Source organism: Ideonella sp. FW305-24, assembly GCF_058788035.1.
Genome location: NZ_JBYTAI010000003.1, coordinates 553,704 through 574,770, shown reverse-complemented (window position 1 = coordinate 574,770; position 21,067 = coordinate 553,704). Strand labels below are relative to the sequence as shown.

The 21,067-nt window shown below is 69.9% G+C and carries 21 protein-coding genes and 1 riboswitch; of the genes, 7 read left to right on the top strand and 14 right to left on the bottom strand.

Going from position 1 to position 21,067, the window contains the following annotated elements; all coding sequences use genetic code 11:
• Positions 1–74: 74 nt before the first annotated feature.
• Complete coding sequence (locus AC3WR5_RS11580; RefSeq protein ID WP_492484452.1) at positions 75–1,397, bottom strand: lytic murein transglycosylase; 1,323 nt, start codon at positions 1,395–1,397, stop codon at positions 75–77.
• A 172-nt stretch (positions 1,398–1,569) separates the two neighbouring features.
• Here AC3WR5_RS11580 and AC3WR5_RS11575 point away from each other — a divergent pair, with 172 nt between their 5' ends.
• Positions 1,570–2,118 (top strand): hypothetical protein, encoded by a 549-nt coding sequence (locus AC3WR5_RS11575; protein WP_492484450.1) that lies wholly within the window; start codon positions 1,570–1,572, stop codon positions 2,116–2,118.
• Positions 2,119–2,121: 3 nt separating this feature from the next.
• Here AC3WR5_RS11575 and AC3WR5_RS11570 read toward each other — a convergent pair whose 3' ends face one another.
• Positions 2,122–4,893, bottom strand: a complete 2,772-nt coding sequence (locus AC3WR5_RS11570; protein ID WP_492484448.1) for a tetratricopeptide repeat protein — start codon at positions 4,891–4,893, stop codon at positions 2,122–2,124.
• Positions 4,894–5,292: 399 nt separating this feature from the next.
• On the opposite strand from AC3WR5_RS11570, the gene AC3WR5_RS11565 reads away from it, so the two are divergent.
• From AC3WR5_RS11565 to AC3WR5_RS11555, 3 genes are read left to right on the top strand one after another with little or no spacing between them, the layout of a single operon-like run.
• Entirely contained in the window at positions 5,293–5,469 is a 177-nt protein-coding gene (locus AC3WR5_RS11565) for a hypothetical protein (protein WP_492484446.1), read from the top strand.
• A gap of 1 nt (position 5,470) precedes the next feature.
• Positions 5,471–5,848 carry a hypothetical protein gene (locus AC3WR5_RS11560; protein WP_231011311.1) on the top strand — a complete coding sequence of 126 codons (378 nt, stop codon included), beginning with the start codon at positions 5,471–5,473 and terminating at the stop codon, positions 5,846–5,848.
• Positions 5,849–5,891: 43 nt separating this feature from the next.
• A complete protein-coding gene (locus AC3WR5_RS11555) occupies positions 5,892–6,881 on the top strand; it encodes a Bug family tripartite tricarboxylate transporter substrate binding protein (RefSeq protein WP_492484444.1) in 990 nt (329 codons plus the stop codon).
• Positions 6,882–6,884: 3 nt separating this feature from the next.
• On the opposite strand, the gene AC3WR5_RS11550 is transcribed toward AC3WR5_RS11555, so the two are convergent.
• The 10 genes from AC3WR5_RS11550 to AC3WR5_RS11505 form a co-directional block, all read right to left on the bottom strand.
• A complete protein-coding gene (locus tag AC3WR5_RS11550; RefSeq protein WP_492484442.1) occupies positions 6,885–7,262 on the bottom strand; it encodes a hypothetical protein in 378 nt (125 codons plus the stop codon).
• Between the two features lie 2 nt (positions 7,263–7,264).
• Positions 7,265–8,113, bottom strand: coding sequence for a hypothetical protein (locus tag AC3WR5_RS11545; protein ID WP_492484440.1), 849 nt, complete (start codon positions 8,111–8,113; stop codon positions 7,265–7,267).
• Positions 8,114–8,182: 69 nt separating this feature from the next.
• The gene (locus AC3WR5_RS11540; RefSeq protein ID WP_492484438.1) at positions 8,183–8,689 is read right to left on the bottom strand and encodes a 6,7-dimethyl-8-ribityllumazine synthase; all 507 of its coding nucleotides are present in this window, start codon (positions 8,687–8,689) and stop codon (positions 8,183–8,185) included.
• A gap of 106 nt (positions 8,690–8,795) precedes the next feature.
• Positions 8,796–8,963, bottom strand: a riboswitch (FMN riboswitch).
• Between the two features lie 112 nt (positions 8,964–9,075).
• Positions 9,076–9,966 carry a hypothetical protein gene (locus tag AC3WR5_RS11535; RefSeq protein ID WP_492484436.1) on the bottom strand — a complete coding sequence of 297 codons (891 nt, stop codon included), beginning with the start codon at positions 9,964–9,966 and terminating at the stop codon, positions 9,076–9,078.
• A 61-nt stretch (positions 9,967–10,027) separates the two neighbouring features.
• Positions 10,028–10,588, bottom strand: coding sequence for a protein tyrosine phosphatase family protein (locus AC3WR5_RS11530; RefSeq protein WP_141291501.1), 561 nt, complete (start codon positions 10,586–10,588; stop codon positions 10,028–10,030).
• Positions 10,589–10,606: 18 nt separating this feature from the next.
• The gene (locus AC3WR5_RS11525; protein ID WP_492484434.1) at positions 10,607–11,221 is read right to left on the bottom strand and encodes a methyltransferase family protein; all 615 of its coding nucleotides are present in this window, start codon (positions 11,219–11,221) and stop codon (positions 10,607–10,609) included.
• 72 nt (positions 11,222–11,293) lie between these two features.
• Positions 11,294–12,304: a GNAT family N-acetyltransferase gene (locus AC3WR5_RS11520; RefSeq protein WP_492484432.1), complete on the bottom strand. Its 1,011-nt coding sequence runs from the start codon at positions 12,302–12,304 to the stop codon at positions 11,294–11,296.
• Positions 12,301–13,059 carry a hypothetical protein gene (locus tag AC3WR5_RS11515; protein WP_492484430.1) on the bottom strand — a complete coding sequence of 253 codons (759 nt, stop codon included), beginning with the start codon at positions 13,057–13,059 and terminating at the stop codon, positions 12,301–12,303. The genes AC3WR5_RS11520 and AC3WR5_RS11515 overlap by 4 nt, the downstream gene beginning before the upstream one ends.
• Entirely contained in the window at positions 13,056–13,529 is a 474-nt protein-coding gene (gene yidD / locus AC3WR5_RS11510; protein ID WP_231011323.1) for a membrane protein insertion efficiency factor YidD, read from the bottom strand. Before yidD ends, AC3WR5_RS11515 begins: the two co-directional genes overlap by 4 nt.
• 101 nt (positions 13,530–13,630) lie before the next feature.
• Positions 13,631–15,538 (bottom strand): diguanylate cyclase domain-containing protein, encoded by a 1,908-nt coding sequence (locus AC3WR5_RS11505; protein WP_492484428.1) that lies wholly within the window; start codon positions 15,536–15,538, stop codon positions 13,631–13,633.
• Between the two features lie 180 nt (positions 15,539–15,718).
• Between AC3WR5_RS11505 and ypfH the strand changes: the two genes are divergently transcribed.
• The 3 genes from ypfH to AC3WR5_RS11490 are packed head-to-tail and all read left to right on the top strand — an operon-like array spanning position 15,719 to position 18,185.
• Entirely contained in the window at positions 15,719–16,432 is a 714-nt protein-coding gene (gene ypfH / locus AC3WR5_RS11500; RefSeq protein WP_492484426.1) for an esterase, read from the top strand.
• Between the two features lie 16 nt (positions 16,433–16,448).
• Positions 16,449–17,234, top strand: a complete 786-nt coding sequence (gene yaaA, locus AC3WR5_RS11495; protein WP_492484424.1) for a peroxide stress protein YaaA — start codon at positions 16,449–16,451, stop codon at positions 17,232–17,234.
• Positions 17,235–17,294: 60 nt separating this feature from the next.
• Positions 17,295–18,185, top strand: coding sequence for a 2OG-Fe(II) oxygenase (locus tag AC3WR5_RS11490; RefSeq protein ID WP_492484422.1), 891 nt, complete (start codon positions 17,295–17,297; stop codon positions 18,183–18,185).
• Between the two features lie 57 nt (positions 18,186–18,242).
• Here AC3WR5_RS11490 and AC3WR5_RS11485 read toward each other — a convergent pair whose 3' ends face one another.
• Both AC3WR5_RS11485 and AC3WR5_RS11480 read right to left on the bottom strand, forming a co-directional pair.
• Complete coding sequence (locus tag AC3WR5_RS11485) at positions 18,243–19,214, bottom strand: sensor domain-containing diguanylate cyclase (protein ID WP_141291669.1); 972 nt, start codon at positions 19,212–19,214, stop codon at positions 18,243–18,245.
• Positions 19,215–19,319: 105 nt separating this feature from the next.
• Entirely contained in the window at positions 19,320–21,062 is a 1,743-nt protein-coding gene (locus AC3WR5_RS11480) for a methyl-accepting chemotaxis protein (protein ID WP_492484419.1), read from the bottom strand.
• Between the last annotated feature and the right edge of the window lie 5 nt (positions 21,063–21,067).

Genomic DNA, 21,067 nt, shown 5'->3' with positions numbered 1-21,067 from the left:
GATTTGATGCGAGGCTGAGCTGGATGAGTCACGGAACTGCGGGGCCGCGTGACGAAATCCGCTGGCCCGGCCGCCTACCGCGCCGTCAACCGCGCCAGCAGGTTCTGATCCGGAAACCCGTCCGGCGGCACACCGATGCTGTGCTGGTAGCCGCGCAGCGCGGCGCGGGTGGCGGGGCCGAAGCGGCCGTCTGGCGTGCCGGTGTTGAAGCCGCGCTGGTTCAGCGCGGTCTGCATGGCCAGCAACTCGGTGCGGGTGAGGGCGCGCAGGTCGCGTGGCCAGGCACCTTGCACGCCGGGGCCGCCGGCCAGGCGCTGGGCCAGCAGGCCCACGGCCAGCGCGTAGCTGTTGGAATTGTTGTAGCGCAGGATGCTGCGGAAGTTGGCGCCGACCAGGAAGGCCGGGCCGCGGATGCCGGCGGGCAGCAGGATGCTGGCTTCGGGCATTGCGGGCAGCGGGCTGCCGTCCGGCGTCTTCACGCCTTCGGCGGCCCACTTGGCACTGGGCTGGCGCACTTCGGTGTCGGCGCGGCCGGGGTCGAAGTCCTTGGGCAACTGCACTTCGGCGCCCCAGGGCTGGTCGGCCTGCCAGCCGGAGCGGGCGAGGAAGTTGGCGGTGGAGGCGGTGACGTCGGCCATGCTGCCCCAGATGTCGCGCTTGCCGTCGCCGTCTGCGTCTTCGGCGTAGCTGAGGAAGGCGGTGGGCAGGAACTGGGTCTGGCCCATGGCGCCGGCCCAGGAGCCGATCATGTGCGCGCGATCGATGTCGCCACGCTGCAGGATCTTCAGCGCGGCGATGAGCTGGCCGCGGGCCCAGTCCTCGCGCCGGCCTTCGAAGCCCAGCGTGGCCAGGGCGTCGATGGTCGGGATGTCGCCGTAGTGGCTGCCGTAGTTGCTCTCCATGCCCCAGATGGCCACGACCACGTTCGGCGGCACGCCATGCCGCGTGGCCGCAGCCTCGGCTTCGCCGCGGATCTGCTGCAGCTTCTCCAGGCCTTGCGCAATGCGCTGCGCCGAGACGGCGCGGTCCAGGTAGTCCCACACGCTGCGGGTCAGCTCGGGCTGGGCCTGGTCCTGCTCGATGACCTGCGGCAGGAACTGCACGTTGCCGAACGCGCTGCGCAGCGTGGCCTCGTTGATGCCGGCGCTGCGGCCGCGGTCGCGCATGTCCTGCACCCAGCGGGCGAAGGCAGCCTGCTGCCGCGCCAGCTCTTCCGGCGAGGAGGCCGCGGAGGCGGCGGGGCTGGCCGCCTCCGCGGCCGATGCCGCAGGCGCTGGGGCAGCGGCGGCGACGGAAGCGGGCGTGGCCGCAGGGCCGGCGGCGCAGCCGTTGAAGGTCGCGGTGGCCAGCGTGGCGGCCAGCCGCCAGTGGCGCAGGGGAATAACGGTCGAAGGCATGGGGCGATTCTCGTCGCCTGCGCCGGCAGCTTTGCCGGACCAACCCTGCGCGGAGGCGGGAATGCGCCCGGCCGGTGACCCTTTCCGCCCGCTTTCGTAGGAGTTGTTCGGAATCCGGGAAGGATTCGAGGGCGGGCCACCGCTTCAATCACTCCGGCAAGTTGAAGAGGACTTGTTGACGCTGTCCAGCGCGCCGCCGTGCCGAGTCAGGCATGCACCGGCGCCTGCATCCCTTTTTCCCATTTGCATGGAGCACATCATCATGTCGGTGAATCAAATTTGGGGCCGTCTGGCCCTGGGGTCTCTCTTGTCGGTGCTGGCCGCCTGCGGCGGCGGTGGCGATGACGACAAGAGCAGCGGCAGCGGGCAATCCCTCGATGTCGCAGGGACCTGGGACATTGCCGAAACCAAGGGCAGCAACAACTGTGGCGACCCGGTGGGCGAAAAGACGCTCTACAGCGTCACCATCCAGCAGACCGGCAATTCGCTGAAGCTGCAGACCGAAGACGGGCAGGTGTTCAACGGCTCGATCCAGACGGACACCGTGGAATGGACCGGCAGCTATCCCGAAGAGGGCGGCACCACCACCTTGAACGAGCTGAAGGTGACGGTGACCTCGGATGCCAAGAGCCTCAGCGGGTCTTCCTCCTGGACCTGGACCAAAGGCAGTGAATCCTGCTCCGGAACCACGGAGGTGAGCGGCACCCGAGCGGCGTCCTGAAGCTCAGGGCTTGCCAGGATCGCCCAGGCAGCTGCGGCGCAGTTCGATGGCCTTGCGTGTCTGCGGGTGCGCATCGCCTGCGGTGCGCTGCAGAAACGGGATGGCCTGGTCGAAGTTGGCGCGAGCCTGCTCGGCCTGGCCGACATGGCACTGGGCTTCGGCGAGTGCGGACTGCATGACCCCGCGCCGGGAATCGTCCGCGGGCAAGGCCTTGCCCGCCAGTTCCCAGGTGCGGCTGTGCCAGCGCAGGGCTTCGTTCCAGCGCTTGAGCTGGGCCAGGCTGCCGCCCACGTGGTACGCCGCGACCAGCGTCTCGGGGTGCGACTCGCCGTCCAGGCGCTTGTCCACCTCGTGCACATGCTCGAAGAGGGGCAAGGCATCCGCGCTGCGGCCGCTGTGTTCATACAGCACACCCAGGTTGACCGTCAGCACGCGGGTGTTCGGCGCTTCTTCGCCAAAGCGGCGCCGCAGGATCTCCAGCACGCGCCGGTACTCGGCCTCCGCCTCGCCAAACCGTTGCAGGCTTTCATAGACGCCAGCCAACTCGCCGCCCGCGGTGAGGGTGAGGTCGTGTTCCTCGCCCAGTGTTTCGCGGGCCAGGGACGTGGCGCGCGCCAGGATGGGCAGCGCCTCGGGGTTGCGGTCGGCCCGCTCGTAGCCTTCCCCGAGCCCGATCAAGGCCCGGACCAGCCGCGCATCGCGCGGGCCGTAGAGGGCGGTCTGTCGTTGCAGCAGGTCGCTGAACGCCTGGATGGCAGCGTCGCCGCGGTTGGCGACCACGTAGGCCTCGCCCAGGCGGCCGAGGAAGGCCTCGATGCGGTCGGGCTGTTCGGCTGCCAGCGCCTGGTAGGCGCCGCGCTGCGCCTCCATGGCCTCGATCGCCGCGGTGTAGTGGCCTGCCCGGAAGTCCAGCCAGGCGAGCGCGGTCGCCAGTCCGAGCGCCGTGTCTGCCGCCAGAGGCGCGCGTGAACCCAGGTCCTTGGCCTCCACGCTCGCTGCATCCGGTTTTTCGGCGGCCAGCAGCACCTCGACCAGTGCAAGCTGCTGCTCGCCCCGGCGCGCGCGCGCCTGCGGCAGGCCGTCCAGCAGCCGCACGGCCTGCCGCAGCTCTCGTTCGGCCGCGGCGTAGTCGCCCAGGCCCGCATGCGCCTTGCCGATGGCTTCGCGCACCGCGGCCTCCTGCTCGGGCCGACCGGCAAAGCGCGCGGCCACCTGCTGCTGTGCGCGCGCCAGCACTTCGGAGACCTGCACGTCGCGCCGGCCCGCGTGCAGCGGGTTGGCACCGGCCAGCAGGTCATCGGTGAGGAAGCGGTTGACGGCAGCCGCCAGGGTCGACTCGCGCAGCGCGAGCTGGTTGGCCCTGTCGGCGCGCAGCCATTGCTGGGTCGAGACGGCCAGGCCCGCCACCAGCAGCAGCGCGCTGGCCACCAGCCAGGGCCGGCGGGTGCGCATGCGTTCCAGGCGTGCGTGCAACTGCCGGGTCCGCGCCAGTTCGGCCTGGACCTGCGCCTGTTGCTCGCGGCGTGCGGCCAGGTCGCGCAGCCGCTGGGCGAGCACGCGGGCATCGGCCAGCCGGCGGGCGGGGTCCACGTCGGCGCAGGCCCGGATGTCCTCGCACAGCAGCGGGTCCGTCACGTCACGCTCCCAGCCGGGTGCCAGCGGCCGGCGGAAGTCGCCAGCCACGATCTGGTAGAGCATCACGCCCAGCGCGTAGATGTCCGAGCGCAGCGTGGGCGGCTGGCCGGCGAGCAGTTCCGGCGCCAGGTACAGCGGCGTGCCGCTGCTGTCGTCGCCCGGGAGGTCCAGCGACTGGGTGAAGCCCAGCCGGGTGATCTCCAGGCGCGCCAGCCGCTCCAGGTCGATCAGCCGGCCGCTGCCGAAATCCGCCAGGCGCACCAGCGGCCGGCCCTGGGCGTCCAGGTCGACCAGCACGTTGCCGGGCTTGACGTCCTTGTGCAGCACGCCGGTGTCGTGCGCGGCGGCCAGCGTGTCGGCGGCCTGCGCGATCAGCGCCAGGCGCAGGGACAGGTCGATGGCCGCGATGCCGCCGCCCTGTTCGCACCAATGGGCCAGGTTGCCGCCGGCGATGAAGGGGCATTCGATGAACCAGGGCGGTTCGTCGAGGTTCCAGTCGAGGATTTCCAGCAGGTGTTCGCCGGCGCCGGGCGCCTCGCGCAGCAGGCGGAACACGGTGACTTCGCGCTTCAGGGCGCGCAGGCCGTCGGCATCGCGCGCGAACTTGAACACGCGCGGCTGCCCGGTCTTGGCATGGCGGGCCAGCCAGACCTCGTTGCGTCCGCCGCTGCTGAGCTTCTCGCGCAGCACCCAGTGCGGGCGCAGCGGTGGCGTTTCGCCGGCGGCCAGGCCGGGCGCAAAGTCGGGCGTGTCCACCGGCGCGGCGTCGGCCCGGGCCTTCACCGATACCGGCGCGACCAGCCGATAGCCCTGGCCGTAGACGGTGCGGATCAGCGCCTGGTCCTCATCGCGCAGCGCCTGGCGCAGCTTGGCCACCGTCTTGGTCAGCACCGATTCCGACGGGATGCGGCCGGGCCACACCGCCTCGATCAGTTCGTCCTTGGTCACCAGTTCGCCGGCATGGTGCAGCAGGTGCACCAGCAGCTCCAGCGGGCGGGCCTCGGCGGCGACCAACTCGCCGTCCACGCTGAGTTCCAGGCGGCGCTCGTCCAGCGTGCAGGTTCCGAATGACCACAGCAGCGGGCCGGAAGCCCGAAAGTCGTCTGCCTCGGCTGCCAACGCCGGTTTCTCCCATTTCATCGCTTGCGCCCCCGGCTCGCATGCCGTCTGGTGACTTCGGTAGGAATTGTTCGGAATCGGGGAAGGATTGGCCCCGGGGTTCCGCCTGAAATCGTACCGGCAGGTGCCGTCATCTCGGCACCAGGGAACAGCCATGAACATGTTTCAAAAGGTGGGTAGGGTCTTGGGCCTGACCCTGGCATTGACCGTTGCCGCCTGCGGTGGTGGAGGCGGGGAATGCCTGGCGTATTGCGCCAAAGCCCATGAGAGCAGCGTGGTACAGGGCGCCGGAGGGTACCCGGGACGATTCCTAGTCGAGGTCTACACGCCCTGATGGGGCCAGTGCTGCGCCGCCTGAGCCTGGCCAGGACTCAGGCTTGAGCAGCCTTCAGCGGACCCTGGCCATTGAAGAGGTCGAAGATGAATGACGAAATCATCCAGAAGTTGTCCACGTGGGCCATTCTTGCGGTCATCGCCATCGTGCTGTTCGCCTTCGCAAGGCTGGTGCTGGAAAACTTCTGGTTCATTCTTGCCATGGCCGGAGCTGTCGTGGCCGCCTGGTTCGTGTATCTCAAGCTGAAGCAGGGGGAGAAATGAAATGTCAGATCCCGCAACTGTGCCAGTCCATCGGCCATACCTGATGCAAGGGCAAGGCGCGACGCCGCCAGACGGGCCCAAGCCTTCGGATACCTCTTTGCAGGACACTGCCGGACGCTTCTTCATGCACTGGGTCTGCGCGTCATTCGGATTCTTCCTGCGCACCCTGCTGCCTGTGGTCCAGAAATGGCAGGACCCATCTGCGCCGGTCGAGTTTCCCAGGTGGTGGGCTTTTTCGATATTTGCGCTGTTGATCTGCCTGCTGGCGGGGGCCATCAACTCCAACATGCCGGTGAAACCGCGTGAGCTTCTGAAAAGCATCGGCCTTGGTTTTGCACTGGACGCAGCGGCTGTGCTGAGCAAGATCCCCATCCACTGATGTGAAGGCGGCGACGGCGGTGGGTTTGTCGCACACTCGGGGCATGCACCCGATTGCGCCTGCATTCCTCCGCCGCCGTGAACTGCTGGCCTGTGCCGGCGCTGCCTTGCTGCCACTGTCCGGGCGTGCCCAGGCGCACTTCCCTGACAAGCCCATCCAGCTGCTGGTGCCGTTCGGGCCGGGAGGCGTGGCCGACATCACCGCGCGCACCGTCGCCGAGGTCATGGGCAAGCGCCTGGGCCAGCCGTTTGTGATCGACAACCGGCCCAGCGCCGGCAGCATCGTCGCCAGCCAGGCGGTGGCCACTGCCAAGCCCGATGGCCACACGCTGCTGCTGATGAGCAACGCCCACGCCGTCAGCGTGGCGCTGTTCAACAAGCTGCCCTACGACCCGGTGAAGGCCTTTGCGCCCATCAGCACCTTCGGCTATTTCGACCTGGGTTTTTTCGTGCAGGCGGGGAGCCGCTTTACGTCGTTGAAGGACGTGATCACCCATGCCAAGGCGCATCCGGGCAAGCTCAATGTGGGCACCATCGCGGTGGGCAGCACGCAGCACCTGGCGGCCAAGTTGTTCGAGACGGTGGCCGGGCTGGACCTGCTGGTCGTGCCCTACAAGGCCAGCCCGGCGGTGCTGACGGCGCTGCGGGCTGGCGAGATCGACCTGGCGGTCGAGATCCTCGCGCCGATGCTGCCGCAGGTGCAGGCCGGCGCGGTGCAGGCGCTGGCGGTGTCGTCGGACCGGCGCAACCCGGCGCTGCCCGCGGTGCCCACCGCCATCGAGACCGGCGTGGCTGGCTACAACGTGGCCTCGTGGAACGCGCTGGCCGCGCCTGCCGGCACACCTGCAGCCGTGATCGAGGTGCTGAACAAGGCCGTGCGCGAGGCGCTGGACACGCCTGCGTTGAGGGAGAAGCTGGTCAAGCTCGGCATGCGCCCGGCGGCCAGTTCGCCGGCCGAATACGGGCAACTGCTCAGCAGCGAGATCCGGCGCTGGGGCGAGGTGATCCGCGCGGCGAAGATCGAGGCGGAATGACGCTCAGGCGTCGGGGTCGCGCACCCCATGGGTCCGGTCGAAGCGCCGCTCGGCAGCGCTGAGGTGCTGGATCAGCACGTGCGAGACGACGTTGATGCCAATGCCGGCGAACAGCGCCGGCAGCAGGTACAGGCCGATCGACAGCTCGGACAGGAACACCGTGTCGTCGGTCAGCGAAGGGGTGTGGCGGGCCAGGTTGCTGAGGCTTTGCAGCAGGTAGACGTCAATGCCGGCAATCAGCACCAGCGCCAGCCCAAAACCCAGCACTGCCAGGCGCGAGACGCTGCGCCGCATCATCGCCAGGTAGATGCCGGTGGCCGCCATCAGCGAGAACAGCACCAGCAGCCAGAAGCGCAGTTCGACGAAGACCGAAGCGTGCATGGTCAGCCTTTGCCGGGGCTGTTGCGTCCAAGCGGCATCAGCAGCCGCACGCCGCGCCAGGCGGCCCACAGGAACAGCAGCGGCAGCACCAGGGTCTGCAACAGGAAGACCGCGGCCAGCCGCACCAGGTGTTCCACCAGGCCCTCGGCCTGGGCCTTGATGTCCCCCAGTTGGCGCGCCAGTTCGGGCGCCTGGCCGAGCCAGGCGCGGGCCCGGTCGGTCCAGCCTTCGCCTTGCGTGGGTGGTGGCAGCTCGGGTGTCTTCACGGCGCTGATGCGGGCCTGGGCCTGTTCGTATTCGGGGGCCAGGAAGCCCTGGTAGATGGCCTGGTTGCCGAGTGCGATCAGCGGCACCAGCAGGCGCAGGCACAGCAGGCCCAGCGCTGCGCCGGCCAGCAGGCGCGGCGCCGCCGCGGGCCGGCGCCAGGCCCAGGCCAGCCAGGCGAGCAGCAGCACGCTCAGCGCCAGGCACAGCGGCCAGGCGCTGAAGATCTGCTGCACCAGGCGCTGCAGCGCAAACGACAGCGTGGCGCCCAGCATCAGCGACGAAAACTGCTCGACCAGTTCGTCCACCGGCGCCAGCACCGCGCCAGGGTGGAACGAGCCGCCCACGCCCAGCACCGTGCCGGTGATCTCGACCTCGCGGGCCAGGCTGAGCGCACCGTTGAGCAGGCGGGCTGCGGCGAAGGTGGTCAGCGCGCGTTTCCAGCCCTGGTCGGTGTAGCGCTCGGCGAGCTGGTCCATGGGCCGCAGCCAGACCAGCGCCAGGGCCAGCAGCACGAAGACCGTCAGCCGCCAGGGGCGCCGGGGGAGGTGGGTGACCGGGTGAGCGAACTCCTGGGCAGGCGGCATGGCAGAGGGGCTACGGAAAACCCGATGGTAGACCGGCCCTGCCAAACGTTTGTTGCCGTCAGCGCTGCGTCAATGCTGCAGTTGCGCCAGCGCCTTGAGACTGGCGAGGGTGCGCAGGCAGGCCTGGGCCACCTCGGTGCCTTTCTTGACGAAGTGGGCGTGGAAGAACTGGCGGTGTTCGTCGTGCTCGTGGAAGTCGCGCGGTGTGAGCACGGCGGAGAAGACCGGCACCCCGGTGTCGAGCTGCACGCGCATCAGCCCGTCGATGACGGCCGAGGTGACGAACTCGTGGCGGTAGATGCCGCCGTTGACCACCAGCGCGCAGGCAATGACCGCGTCGAAGCGGCCGCTGCGGGCCAGCGCTTGCGCATGCAGCGGGATCTCGAAGGCGCCGGGCACCTCGAACAGCTCGACCTGGGAGCGCGGCAGGCCTTGCCGTTCGAACTCGGCCAGCGCGGATTCGCGGGCCTGGCCAACGATGTCGGCATGCCAGCCGGCCGAGATGAGCGCGATGCGGGTCGGCCCGGCCTTGGTGTGGGACGTGGAGAGGGAAGAAGCAGAAGCAGGCTGATTCATGGGAAACCTCGAAATCTGAGGGGTTGGCCAGAATCAGGGCGCGCGCCACCACAGCCACTTGGCCCGGGGCAACGCAGCGGCTGCCCCGGGCCTGGCGGCCGGGATGTTGCGGTCTCTTTCATCCGGACTGTGACCGTCGGCTCTGGCATCGCACCAGATCTGCTGACCCTGCCGCCGTGAGGCAGCAGGCGCTCGCGGGCTCCCGCACTCGGGCCGGGGAGGCCTTTGCGCGGATACCGCCGGTGGGGACTTTCACCCCGCCCTGAGAACGCACCGGCGCAGCCGAAACCGCACCGGAGCCGGGATTGTAGGCAGTGCGGGTTGGGGCGTGGCAGTGGACACGGCAAGGCCTTTCACGGCAGTCTCTGCGGGCCGTGCGGAGACTCTCAGCTGTTCAGCTCGGCATGCTCGCGCCTGCACCAGGGCTGCTCGTCCGCGCCGAGCTGGGCATGGGCCGCGAGCGCCAAGCTGCGGGCTGCCGCATGGCCGCTGGCGTCACCTGCGGCGCGCAAGGCCAACGCGTGCACCGCATGGCCGAAGAACAGCTCGAATGCCGGCGCGGACTCGCGTTCGCAGATCGTCACGCACTGCAGCGCGCTGGCCGCCGCGGCCTTGGGCTGGCCCGCGGCCAGTTCGCAGCGGGCCAGCTGGTAGTGGGCGCGCTCTTCTTCCAGCCAGCCACCCGCCAGGCGCCAGTAGGTCAGGCCAATGCGGGCGGCGCGCAGCATGGCTTCGGTTTCGGCGGCGCTGCGGTCTGCCTGGCCTTCCAGCGCGGCGGCCAGGTTGTTGCCGGCCACGGCCATCGCGCGCCAGCCGGGGCGGGCGGCGCTGTCATCTTCTTCCGGGCTGGCCTTGGCCTCGGCCTGCAGCGCGGCTTCCAGCGCCTGGATGGCGGCAGGCAGGTTCTCGCGGCCCGTCTGCATGGCCGCGACCTGGGCCAGCACGTTGACATGTTCGCTGACCGGCAGCGTGGCCAGTGCGTCGGCACCTGGTTCGCCTGACGCGATGCGCAACGCAGCCTGGCCGCGCTGCACCGCGAGCAGGGCCGCAGGGTCTTGCGCGCACAGTGGCAACCCGCCCATGCGCCCCAGCAGCGCCAGGCCCGCCTGCCACGCGCCCAGGTGCTCGCCGTAGACGTGCGCGGCCAACCGCACTAGCGGGCTCACATCGGCCGGCACCTGCAGCAGGTCGAGGGCGCCAGGCAGGCGCTCGGCCACGGCCTGTGCTGCGTCAGCGTGTTCATCCCAGGCGGTGCGGAGGAAGGCTTCCAGGGTCATCGCAGTGCGCTTTCGTTTGGAAGGGCCGGCGCAGGGGCGCGCCGGGTCTGGGGGCCGATCTTCAATAGGGTTCGAAGTCCACATCGTGCGCGCGCAGCGTGTTGACGATGAATTCGCGCCACACGCCGCTGGGCGCCCAGACCTTGGTGACCGAGGCATAGGCCACTTCCGGGTCTTCCTTGCCGGTGATCACGCGGTGGAGGAAGACCATGGACGAGCCGCGCATGTTGACCTGGCAGTGCACCAGCACCTTGCGGTCGCCGGCGGCGGCCATGGCTTTTTCGAAGTCCGCGAAGTCCTGCGGGCCAGGCTTGTTGAACTCGATCGGGATGTTGGTGAACTGCAGGCCCTGGCGGCGCACGATCTCGGCCTCGCCCTTGACCGCGTCGGACGAGGTGGGCGGTGCGAGGTAGATCACCGCGCCGAAGCCTTGCGCACCCAGCTTGCCCAGCGCGGCGGCAGTGGGTTGGCCGGCGCTGATGAGACGCGGGGTGATGGGCACGACATTGGGCGCGTCGATCTTCGGTGCCGCGTCGCTTGCTGCGGCGGCAATGCCGGACATGGCCGCGAGGCTCAGCGTGAGCAGCCAGGCGCGGCGGGAGGGGTTCAGGGCAAGCGGCATTCGGGCCTCGGGAAGGAGTCAATAAACACCCGGCACGAAGCGGGGTGTGCGGTCGCAGTAGTGGCGGTAGGTGCTGCCGAAGGCCTGGGTCAGCAGGCGCTCTTCGGCGCGTGCGCGCAGGTCGCTGCCCAGGCACATCAGCACCAGGGCGGCCAGCATCAGCGGGCTGGGCACCCACAGCAGCGAGCCCAGCGCCAGCAGGTTCAGCGCCATGTAGATCGGGTGGCGCAGCCAGCGGAACGGGCCGCCGGTGGCCAGGCGGTGGCCGGTGTCCAGCTTGGCCTGGAAGCGCCAGGAGGCGAAGTAGCGCAGCGCCCAGCAGGCCAGCCAGGCACCAAGCGCAATCACCGCCGTGCCGGCCAGCCGCTGGCCTGTGAACAGCGAGGGCACCCGGCCGCCCAGCACGCGCGCGCCGATCTCGAAATACATCAGGCCGAAGGCCACCGAATGAAACGCGATCAGCAGGCCGGCGCCGCGCACGGCCTGGGTGGTGCCGGTGGTGGCGGGGGCTTCTTCGGTGGCCACCGCGGCGTGCCGCGAGACCCACCAGCGGGTCAGCCCGAAGCTGGTCCAGAACAGGCCATGCGTGAGGTAGAGCAGCGGATCGACCGGCATCGGGACTTCCAGGGGCAAGGGATCGGGTGGGAGCAGCGTCGCGCATCCTACGGCGCAGGCGGCAGCCCCGCCATCCCCGGGCCTAGCGGCTCAGGCGGAAAGCTGCTTGGCCATGTTCAGCCCCGTCACACGATAGCCCAGCGCCGCATACAAGGCCTGGGCGCCGTGGTTGAAGCCGAAGACGTGCAGCCCGATGCGGTCCAGCCCGTGGGCCTGCACCACGGCTTCCAGCGCCTGCAAGGCGGCCCTGGCATGGCCGCGGCGGCGCGCTGGCGGCAGGATCATCAGGTCGTAGACGAAAGCGCTGCGGTGGCCGTGGCGGTCTTCGATGGCCCACCACAGCCAGCCGGCCAGCGGGCCGTTTTCGGAGGCCAGGATTTCGAGGAAGAAGTGCTCCGGCGTGGCCAGGCCTTGCGGCAGCAGCAGCGCGAAATCGGCCTGGGCCTGCGGCAGCGCCTGTTCGGCGGTGACGCGGCCGGCGCGCAGGTTCTGCTCGGCGTAGTTGGCAATCGCGGCCTCGCAGTAGCTGGCGAAGTGCTCCGGTGGCAGCGGGCGCAGGCGGGTGGTGGCGACGCCGGTTTCGCTCCGGTGCAGCGTGGCAGCCATGTGGACCTTGGCGACAAAGCCGCCGGCCACGGCCACCGCCATCGGCTCGGTGCCAAACGGCACGAAGCCGCAGTGCCGGTAAAGCGCCTGCGCGGCCGCATTGCCCTCGCTGACGGTCAACTGCACCTGGCGCACGCCGGGCCGCGCCCTGGCCTGGGCCAGCACCGCCTCCACCAGTTGCCGGCCCAGGCCGCGCTGGCGGGCCGCGGCGGGCACGTACATGCCATACAGCGTGGCCTTGTGGCGGGTTTTCTCGCGGGCTTCGAAGGCCAGGCCGGCCACGCCTGCGAGCTGGCCGTCGACGAAGGCGCCGATGACGAGTTCATCCGGCACGTCACCTTCCGCCAGCCGCGCCTCCCACCAGCCCAGCGGCAAAGCGGCCCGCTCGGCGGCGGTCGAAGTGAAGGCCTCCGGGTGCAGCGTGTAGGCCTGCAGCATGAGCTGGCGGTATTCGGCGGCGTGGGCCGGGGCCAGGCGTTGCAGGGTTGGCGTCATGGGGTCTTGGCCGGCGGCGTCGGCAGCAGCGCCTTGGCGGCGTCGATGCGCAGGGCGAGCGGCACGCTGGCGTCGTTCATCACGGCCAGCAGGAACTGGCGGGGGTCCGTGCAGGCGACGGGCAGGCCGGCGAAGCCTGGCGCAGCGGCCAGGGCCGCGGCCGTTGCCGGCGGCGCTTGCAGTTCCGCCATCGCCGAAGCCAGTGCGGCCGGCGACACGCTTTGCATGCTGCGCAGCAGCGTCAGCTGTCCTTCTTCGCCGGGCGGAATGTCCAGCCACGGCGCTTCGACGAACACCGCCGCCAGGTCCTGCGATACAAAGGCGGACCAAAGGCCGGTCTCGGCTTGCTCGGCAGGCACTGGCGCGGCGTGTCGTGCTGGACCTGAATCCGGGCCGCGCTGCGTCGGCCACAGGTCCAGCCGCTGTGCCGGCAGGCCGGGCAGGTAGCGGGCGCAGAGCGCTTGCAGCAGCTGCCTGGCGCTGTCTGCGGCGAGCGGCTCGGCCAGGGAGAACCACAGCTGGAAGGCGTCGACACCGGAGACGGCGATGGCGGGCGCAGGCCATCCCAGGTCGGCCTGCACGCCCTGCCAGACCTGCGACAACAAGGCCCAGTCAGCCGGGCGGCCCAGCGCCAGCACCAGTGCCCGCACGCGGCCCTGGGCGTCGACCAAGTCCGCGGCTGTCGTGCTGCCAGCGGGCAGGGCGGAGGGGTCCGGCGCGTAGAGGCGGAGGTATTCGGCGTGCAGTCGGTTCATCGCGAATCGGGGTGACGGCGCATGGTAGCCGCCGCGCGGCGCGACGGTGGAATGTGCTGATCGGCGTCGCGGCGTTTGCGCTTGTCGCGGCGCTTTGACCGGTCGCAGTCGCCGCAGCCGTCACAGCAGTCGCCGAGGTCGCAACAGTCACCGAAATCCAGCGGACAGTCGCCCACGTCGCCCACGTCGCAGCCATCGCAGGACCCCCGTTGCGCCACCAGCGCCGAGATGCCCGGCCCGCGCGCATGACCGCAACGCCGGTGCGCCACGCCGCAGCGGTAAGTGCGCTCGCGCAGCAGCTGCAGCCCGCGCCACAGGCCATGCCGGCGGATGACGCGCAAGCCCAGCGCCGAGCAGCTGGCGCCACCGGTGTGCACGCGCCAGGCGCAGGCAAAGCCCTTGTGCGGGGAGATGAAGCGCTGGTAGCCGCGGATGGCCGCGAGCGCGGCCAGGCGTGGCCAGGACTGCATGCGGATGGATGGACAGGAAAGTGGGGGTTGGCTGCGGGAGACGGGCGCAAAAAGTGTAGTGCAGCCGGCGGACATGCCCCGAGCTGCGGCTTCAGGCAGCCTCAGGCGGCAGTCACCGCGAAGGTGTTGCGGCCGGCGGCCTTGGCGCGGTAGAGGGCCTGGTCGGCGCGGGCCACCAGGCTTTCCATGGTGTCGTGCGGACCGTCGTAGAACGACACGCCGACACTGGCCGAGACCTGCAGGCTCAGGTCGCCGTGCAGCATCGGCCGGCGGATGGCCTCGACGATTTTTTCGGCAACCAGGTGGGCGTCGTCCGGGTGGTGCAGGTTCTCCAGGATGGCCACGAATTCGTCGCCAGCCAGGCGGGCCACGGTGTCGGTCGCGCGCACCACCTGCAGCAGGCGGCGCGCGAGCTCGGCCAGCACTGCGTCGCCGGCCGGGTGGCCGTGGGTGTCGTTGACCTGCTTGAAATGGTCCACGTCGAGGAACAGCAGCGCCAGGGGGCGCCGGCTGCGGCGGCTGCGGGCGAGGGCTTGCGGCAGGCGTTCGTCGAACTGGCGGCGGTTGGGCAGGCCGGTCAAGGTGTCGACCCTGGCCTGGGCATTCAGCTCCTGCTGCACGGCCTTCAGCGCGGAAATGTCGCTGCTCAGCGCGTAGACGCCAACGACGCTGCCGTCTTCGGCCACGTCGGGCAGGTAGGTGGTGTGCAGCCAGACGCCCGCGCCATGCACCTCGGACTGGCTTTCGAACTCGACCCGTTCCCCGCGCAGGCAGCGCTGCAGCGGCTGGCTGCGCTCGGCATACAGCGTCGGCCCCAGCAGTTGGTTCAGCGGTTTGCCGAGGATGTCCTTGACCGGCACGTCCATCCAATGCTGCAGCGTGGCGTTGGCAAAGGCGACCGTCTCGTCGGGCTTGATGTAGGTGATCTGCACCGGCAGGTTGTCGGTGATGGTGCGCAGCTGGCGTTCGCTCTGCGCCTGGCGCTGCTCGGCGAGCTTGCGCTCGGTGATGTCGAACATGAAGACGAAGTAGCCGCGGATCAGGCCGGCTTCGTCGCGGTCAGGCGCGTAGTGCTGCTGGAAATGGCGCTGCACGCCGGCGATGACAGGCGAGGTTTCGAAGACGACGGATTCGCCGGCCAGCACCCGCTCGATGTACGGCTTCATGGCCTGGTACGAGGCCTCGCCACGCACTTCGCGCACGGTGCGGCCCAGCATGCTCTCCTGGGTTTCGCCGAGCAGCATGCCGGCGGCCGGGTTGGCGAACAGGATGCGGGCTTCGCGGTCCAGGCGCACGACCATGGCCGGGATGTTGTCGGTCACCGCCCGCAGCCGCCGCTCGGACGCGACCTGGGCCGTGGCCGCCTCCTGCGCTTCATGGGCGCGCTGCAGCTGCGAGCGGTAGACCAGCCCGCCAGCGCCCAGCAGCAGCGCGACGAACAGCAGCTCGAACCAGGTCTCATCGCGCCTGGCCTGCTGCACCACCTGTGCCAGCGTGGCCTGCGCGCCTGACTCGCGTTCGCGCAGCGCGTCGATGATGCGGCGGATCTGTTCCATGTCGTGTTGGCCGCGCTCGTCGGCGACCCGTTCGCGGGCCGCGCTGAGTCCGCTCTCGCGCCGCACGTCGATGATCTCCTGCAGCTCGTTGAACTTCAGCAGTTCCCAGCGCTGCAGTTCGTCCAGACTGGCCAGGCCTTCGGCGTCGTCGGCATACATCGGCCGCAGCCGCTGCAGCGATTCGTTGGCCCGCTGGTGCGCGCCCTGGTAGGGCGCCAGGAAGCTGGGCAGGGCGGTCAGCACGTAGCCGCGTTGGCCGGTCTCGGCGTCCAGCATGGCACCCAGGCTCAGGCCCAGCTCCAGGTAGCGCTCGCGGGCCTGGCTGCGGGCCTCTTCGGCGCGGGTCACGCTGTTGTTGAACACCGTGCGGATGCCCAGCAGCATCAGCAGGCCGACCGCTGCGCCAATGGCGGCAGTCATCAGCCGGGTCCTGATGGCGGGATGCTGGGACATGGGGGCGAAGCGAGGGGCGGCGGATTCACGCACGGTAGGCGGGAACTTGAAGTGTGCGCAGGCTTGCGTTTGGCCAATGGGCCGAAATGCCGGGCCAGGACAGGCCAGTTCGGTCCGCGGTGCAGGGTTGTCGGCAAGCTGGTTGGCAGGCGGGGCCGGAGTCGAAGGACAATCCGGGCGATGAACAAGGTGATGACATGGCTGCCCGCCGAAGGGCGGCCCGAACAGTTGATGGTGCTGTTGCACGGCGTGGGCAGCAATGCGGCCGGCATGGCGCCGCTGGCCCGGCTGGTGCAGAAGGAATTCCCGCAGGCGGCCATCGTCGCGCCGGAGGGCTTCTCGCCGTTCGACGGTGACCCGACCGGCCAGGCGCGGCAGTGGTTCTCGGTCCAGGGCGTGACCGAGGAGAACCGCGTGACGCGCGTGGCCGAGGTGCTGCCTGCGCTGGCCGACTGGGTGCATGCGATGCAGCAGGAAACCGGCGTGGGCCCGGCCGCCACGGCGCTGTGGGGCTTCTCGCAGGGCAGCATCATGGCGCTCTCGCTGGTGCAGGCGCATGACGGCATTGCCGGCCGGGTGCTGGCCTTTGCCGGCCGCTACCCGGCGCTGCCGGACGTGGCGCCGCAGCACACCACGCTGCACTTCTTCCACGGCAGCGCCGACACGGTGATTCCCGAAGTGCATGCCCGCGCCGCCATCGAGCGCCTGGGCGAGCTGCATGGCGACGCGACCATCGACATCGCCGAGGGCGTGGGCCACGAGATCAACGGCCACCTGCTGCAGTGCGCCATCCTGCGCCTGCGCAGCCACATTCCGCATCGCTCGTGGGCTGCGGCAATGGGCGCGGTGCCGGGCCTCGCCGGCCGCCTGCCGGCCGAAGACGAAGAAGACTGAGCGAGCGCTGCGCCCGATGCTGTTCCTGCTTTCCCCTGCCAAGTCCCTGGACTACGAAACCCCCGTGCCGGCACCGGTGCTGGCCCGTGCCACCCGGCCGCAATTCGTGGCCGAGGCGGCCGCGCTGATCGCGGTACTGAAGACGCAAACGGTCTCCGACATTGCCGGGCTGATGGACCTCTCCGAGCCACTGGCCGAGCTGAATGCACAGCGCTACGCCGCCTGGTCGACCCGCTTCACGGCGCACAACAGCAAGCCCGCGGTGCTGGCCTTCAACGGCGACGTCTACGAAGGCCTGCGCGCCGCCACGCTGAGCGAGGACCAGCTGGACTGGGCGCAGCAGCATGTGGTGATCCTCTCCGGCCTTTATGGCGTGCTGCGTCCGCTGGACCGGCTGCAGCCCTACCGGCTGGAAATGGGCACGCGCCTGGCCACCGCCGAGGCGAACGACCTCTACGGCTACTGGGGCGACACGCTGGCCGGCTACCTCAACGCCCAGCAGGCGCGCGACAAGGCGCCGGTGATCGTCAACCTGGCCTCTCAGGAGTACTTCCGCGCGGCGCGCCGCAAGGCCTTGAAGGCACGTGTGGTGGACTGCGTGTTCGAGGACTGGAAAAACGGCGAGTACAAGATCATCAGCTTCTTCGCCAAGCGGGCCCGCGGCCTGATGGCGCGCTACGCGATCGAGCACCGGCTGCAGCAGGTCGAGCCGCTGACCGGCTTCGACGCCGAAGGCTACCGCTTCGACGCCAAGGTCTCGGAGCCGGACCGCCTGGTCTTCCGCCGCCGCGTGGCAGCCTGAAACCCGGGTGCGGGGCCGGTCGCTGGCGCCCGGCCGCGAGGCAATGACAAAATCGCCGCCATGAACGTGCAGCAGACCATCACCCCTGAACTGCGCGCCTGGATCGTGGCCCAGGCGCAAGCCGGTTGCCAGCCGGCCGATGTGCTGAATGCCATGCGCGCCAGCGGCTGGGACGAGCAGGTCGCCATGACGGCACTGGAAGACACGCTGGAAGCTCACCTCGGCCGGCCTGCGGTGGAGGCCTTGCAGCAAGGGATCTCGCCCGGCGCCGTGGCCGCGCAGCTGGCCCAGCCGCAGCGCCTGCCCGAGCCGGCGCTGGAGGCGGGCGCCACCTCGCTGCAGCTGGCCGACCGCAGGGTCGAAGTGCTGATGCAGATGGCGTTGCCGCGGGTGGTGGTGCTGGGCGGCTTCCTGTCGCACGAGGAGTGCGACGCGCTGGTGGCGCTGGCCAACCCGCGGCTGTCGCGTTCGGAAACCGTGGTCAACGCGACCGGCGGCAGCGAAGTGAACAGCGCCCGTACCAGCGACGGCATGTTCTTCGGCCGCGGCGAACACGCGCTGTGCGCCCGCATCGAGCAGCGCATTGCGGACCTGCTGCGCTGGCCGGTGATCAACGGCGAGGGCCTGCAGGTGCTGCGCTACCGGCCCGGTGCCCAATACCTGCCGCATCACGACTATTTCGACCCGGCCCAGCCCGGCGCGCCAACCATCCTGTCGCGCGGCGGCCAGCGCCTGGGCACCTTGCTGATGTACCTCAACACGCCCGAGCGCGGCGGCGCGACGACCTTCCCGGACGTCGGCCTCGAAGTCGCCCCGATCAAGGGCAACGCGGTGTTCTTCAGCTATTCCCGGCCCAGCCCGACCACCCGCACGCTGCACGGCGGCGCGCCAGTGCTGGCCGGTGAAAAGTGGGTGGCGACGAAGTGGCTGCGCGAAGGCGAGTTCCACTGAACCCGTGCTGAGGGGGCACTGAACCTGCCCCGTCCCGAGGGCAGGTTCAGCCGGCAGTCAGTCGCCTGCCAACGGTGCGCAGGCCACGCCGCCCGCTTCGCTGCTGACGCTGGCCAGCGCCGCTTCGGCGGCTTGCAGCAGCGGCAGCAACTGGTCGCCATGCGACGGGAACCAGGCCACGCCAATGCGTGCGCTCAGCGGAATACGGGCCACGCCGACATTGACTGGCGCGGCCAGGGCTTGCGCGATCTTGTTGGCGACCAGCGTGGCTTCGTCCGCGTGGTGCAGGTCGACCAGCATCGCGGCGAACTGGCCGCCATCCAGCCGCACTGCCGTGTCGGTCTTGCGCAGCTCGAAGTGCAGCCGGCTGGCGGTGGCGCGCAACACGTCGTCGCCGACGCTGTGGCCATGGGTTTCGCACAAGGCCTCGAAGCCGGTCAGCTCCACCAGCATGAAGGCCACCACGCTGTGCTGGCGCGCGGCGCGCTGGATGGCCATCTCGGCCCGGTCGGGCAGCACCGCGCGGGTGGGCAGGCCGGTCAGGCTGTCGTGGTGGGTCAGCTGCAGCCGGGCTTCATCGTCCGAGCGCTGCGCGGGCTCCACGGCAATCAGGCCGACCACGCTGCCCTGGTGGTCGCGCAGCGTGCCCAGCGCCAGGCGGGTGGGCTGGGGTGAGCCGTCCTTGTGGCGCAGCACCCATTCGTGTTCGTCGGTGAAGCCGCGCTGCAGCCTGGCACTGAGCACGCTGGCGTCTGCCGGGATGCGTTCGCCGAGTTCGCGCGAGAGCTGGGTGGCGCGCACCTCCAGCTCTTCCAGCGCCATCAGGTTGCCGGCCAGTTCGCGGCCGCTCAGTTCGTCGCGGCCACGGCCCAGACGCTCGGCACCGGCCGGGTTGATCCAGCGTATTCGGCCGTCCAGGTCCAGCCCCAGCACCAGGCCGGGATAGGAGTCCAGCAGCAGTCGCTGCACTTCACCGAGTTCCAGCCAGGTGCGGGACTGCGGGTCGAAGGAGGGGGGGCGGCGGTCCATGCGGCCAGTTTCTACCGAGCTGCCAGCGCCGACAAGCGGCACCTGCGCGGCAGAAGGCTTGGACGCCCTATCGTTTACCCGCGGGTTGAACCGCGGGCTGCCTGGTCAGAAGCTGCTCCAGTCGCTGTCGCCCGCCGTGGTGGCCGGTGCGGCGGTGGTGCGGGACACGCTGGCCGCCTTGGGCCTGGGTGCCTGCGCGATGATCGGCTTCGCAGCGCCGGTGCTGCTGGCCGCCTTGGCCACCTTGCGCAGCGCCACGGCAGCGGGCGCTGCGGCCGGCGTGCCGGCCTGGCCCTTGAGGCGGAACACGCCCACCGAGTCGGCCACCTCGCTGGCGCGCTCGTGCAGCGTGCCGGCCGATGCCGCGATTTCCTCGACCAGCGCAGCATTCTTCTGCGTCATCGTGTCCATCTCGGCAACTGCCTGGTTGATCTGGCCGACGCCCAGCATCTGCTCGCTCATGCCGTGGCTGATCTGCTCGATGAAGTGGTGCACCTTGTCGACCGCCGCCTGCGCCTTGTCCATCGCGGCGCGGGCGTTGTCGGTCTGCTGGCTGCCGGCGGCGACCTGCTCGACCGAGGCCTGGATCAGCCCGCGGATCTCGCGCGCTGCCGAAGCACTGCGCTGCGCCAGGGCCCGCACCTCGCCCGCCACCACCGCGAAGCCGCGGCCTTGTTCGCCAGCGCGCGCAGCCTCGACGGCGGCATTCAGCGCCAGGATGTTGGTCTGGAAGGCAATGCTGTCGATGACCTGGATGATCTCGCTGATCTTGCCCGAGGCTTCGCTGATGCCGTGCATGGTGCTGGCCAGGGCCTGCACCGCGTGGCGGCTTTCCTCCGCCACTGCACGCGCGCTGCCGGCCTGCTGCGTGGCCTGGGCGGCCATGTCGGTGCTCTGGCGCAGCGTGCTGGTGATTTCTTCCATCGACGAGGCTGTCTCTTCCAGGCTGCTGGCCTGGGCTTCGGTGCGCGAGGACAGGTTCTGGTTGCCTTCGGCGATCACCGCCATGTCCTGGCGGATCTGCATCACGCCGTTGCGGGCGTCCCGCACGACCGACATCAGGTTCACGTTGAGCTGTGACAGGGCGCGGGTGAAGGTGCCGATCTCGTCCGCGCGGTTGCTGGTGAAGGCCTGGGTCAGGTCGCAGCTGGCCATGCGGTTGGCATGGCCGAGCAGGCGTTCCAGTGGTTCCAGCGTCATGCGGCGCAGCAGCCAGCCGCTGAGCGCGACGGCCGGCAGGACCATCGCGACGGCGCCCCAGCTGCCCACGCGCTGGCCGAGCTCGCCGGCCAGCAGGCACCAGGCGCCCATGGCCGCGCAGATCAGCCACATCCGGCCCGCCAGGCTGGGGTGCAGCAGGCGCATCAGGCGAGGCAGTGGCCGCAGGTCGTGCAACTGGCCTCTTTCCAGCCTGAGCTGCGGCTTGGCCGCGCGGGCGTCGTCGCGCATGCGCAGGTACAAGGCCTCGGCGGCTTCGATTTCCTGCCGGCTGGGCTGGGTGCGCACCGACATGTAGCCACTGGGCTGGCCCTTGTCGTCCAGCAGCGGCGTGACGTTGGCCATCACCCAGTAGTGGTCGCCGTTGAGGCGCCGGTTCTTGACCATGGCCGACCAGGGCAGGCCGCTTTTCAGCGTGGCCCACATGTCGCGGAAGGCCTCGGCGGGCATGTCCGGGTGGCGGATCAGGTTGTGCGGCTGTCCCAGCAGGGCTTCACGCGTGAAGCCGCTGACGGTGATGAACGCGGCATTGCAGTAGAGGATGCGCCCTTGCAAATCGGTGCAGGAGACCAGGGTTTCGCCATCGGGAAATGGGTATTCCTTCTGGGTGACGGGATGGTTGATTCGCATGGGCC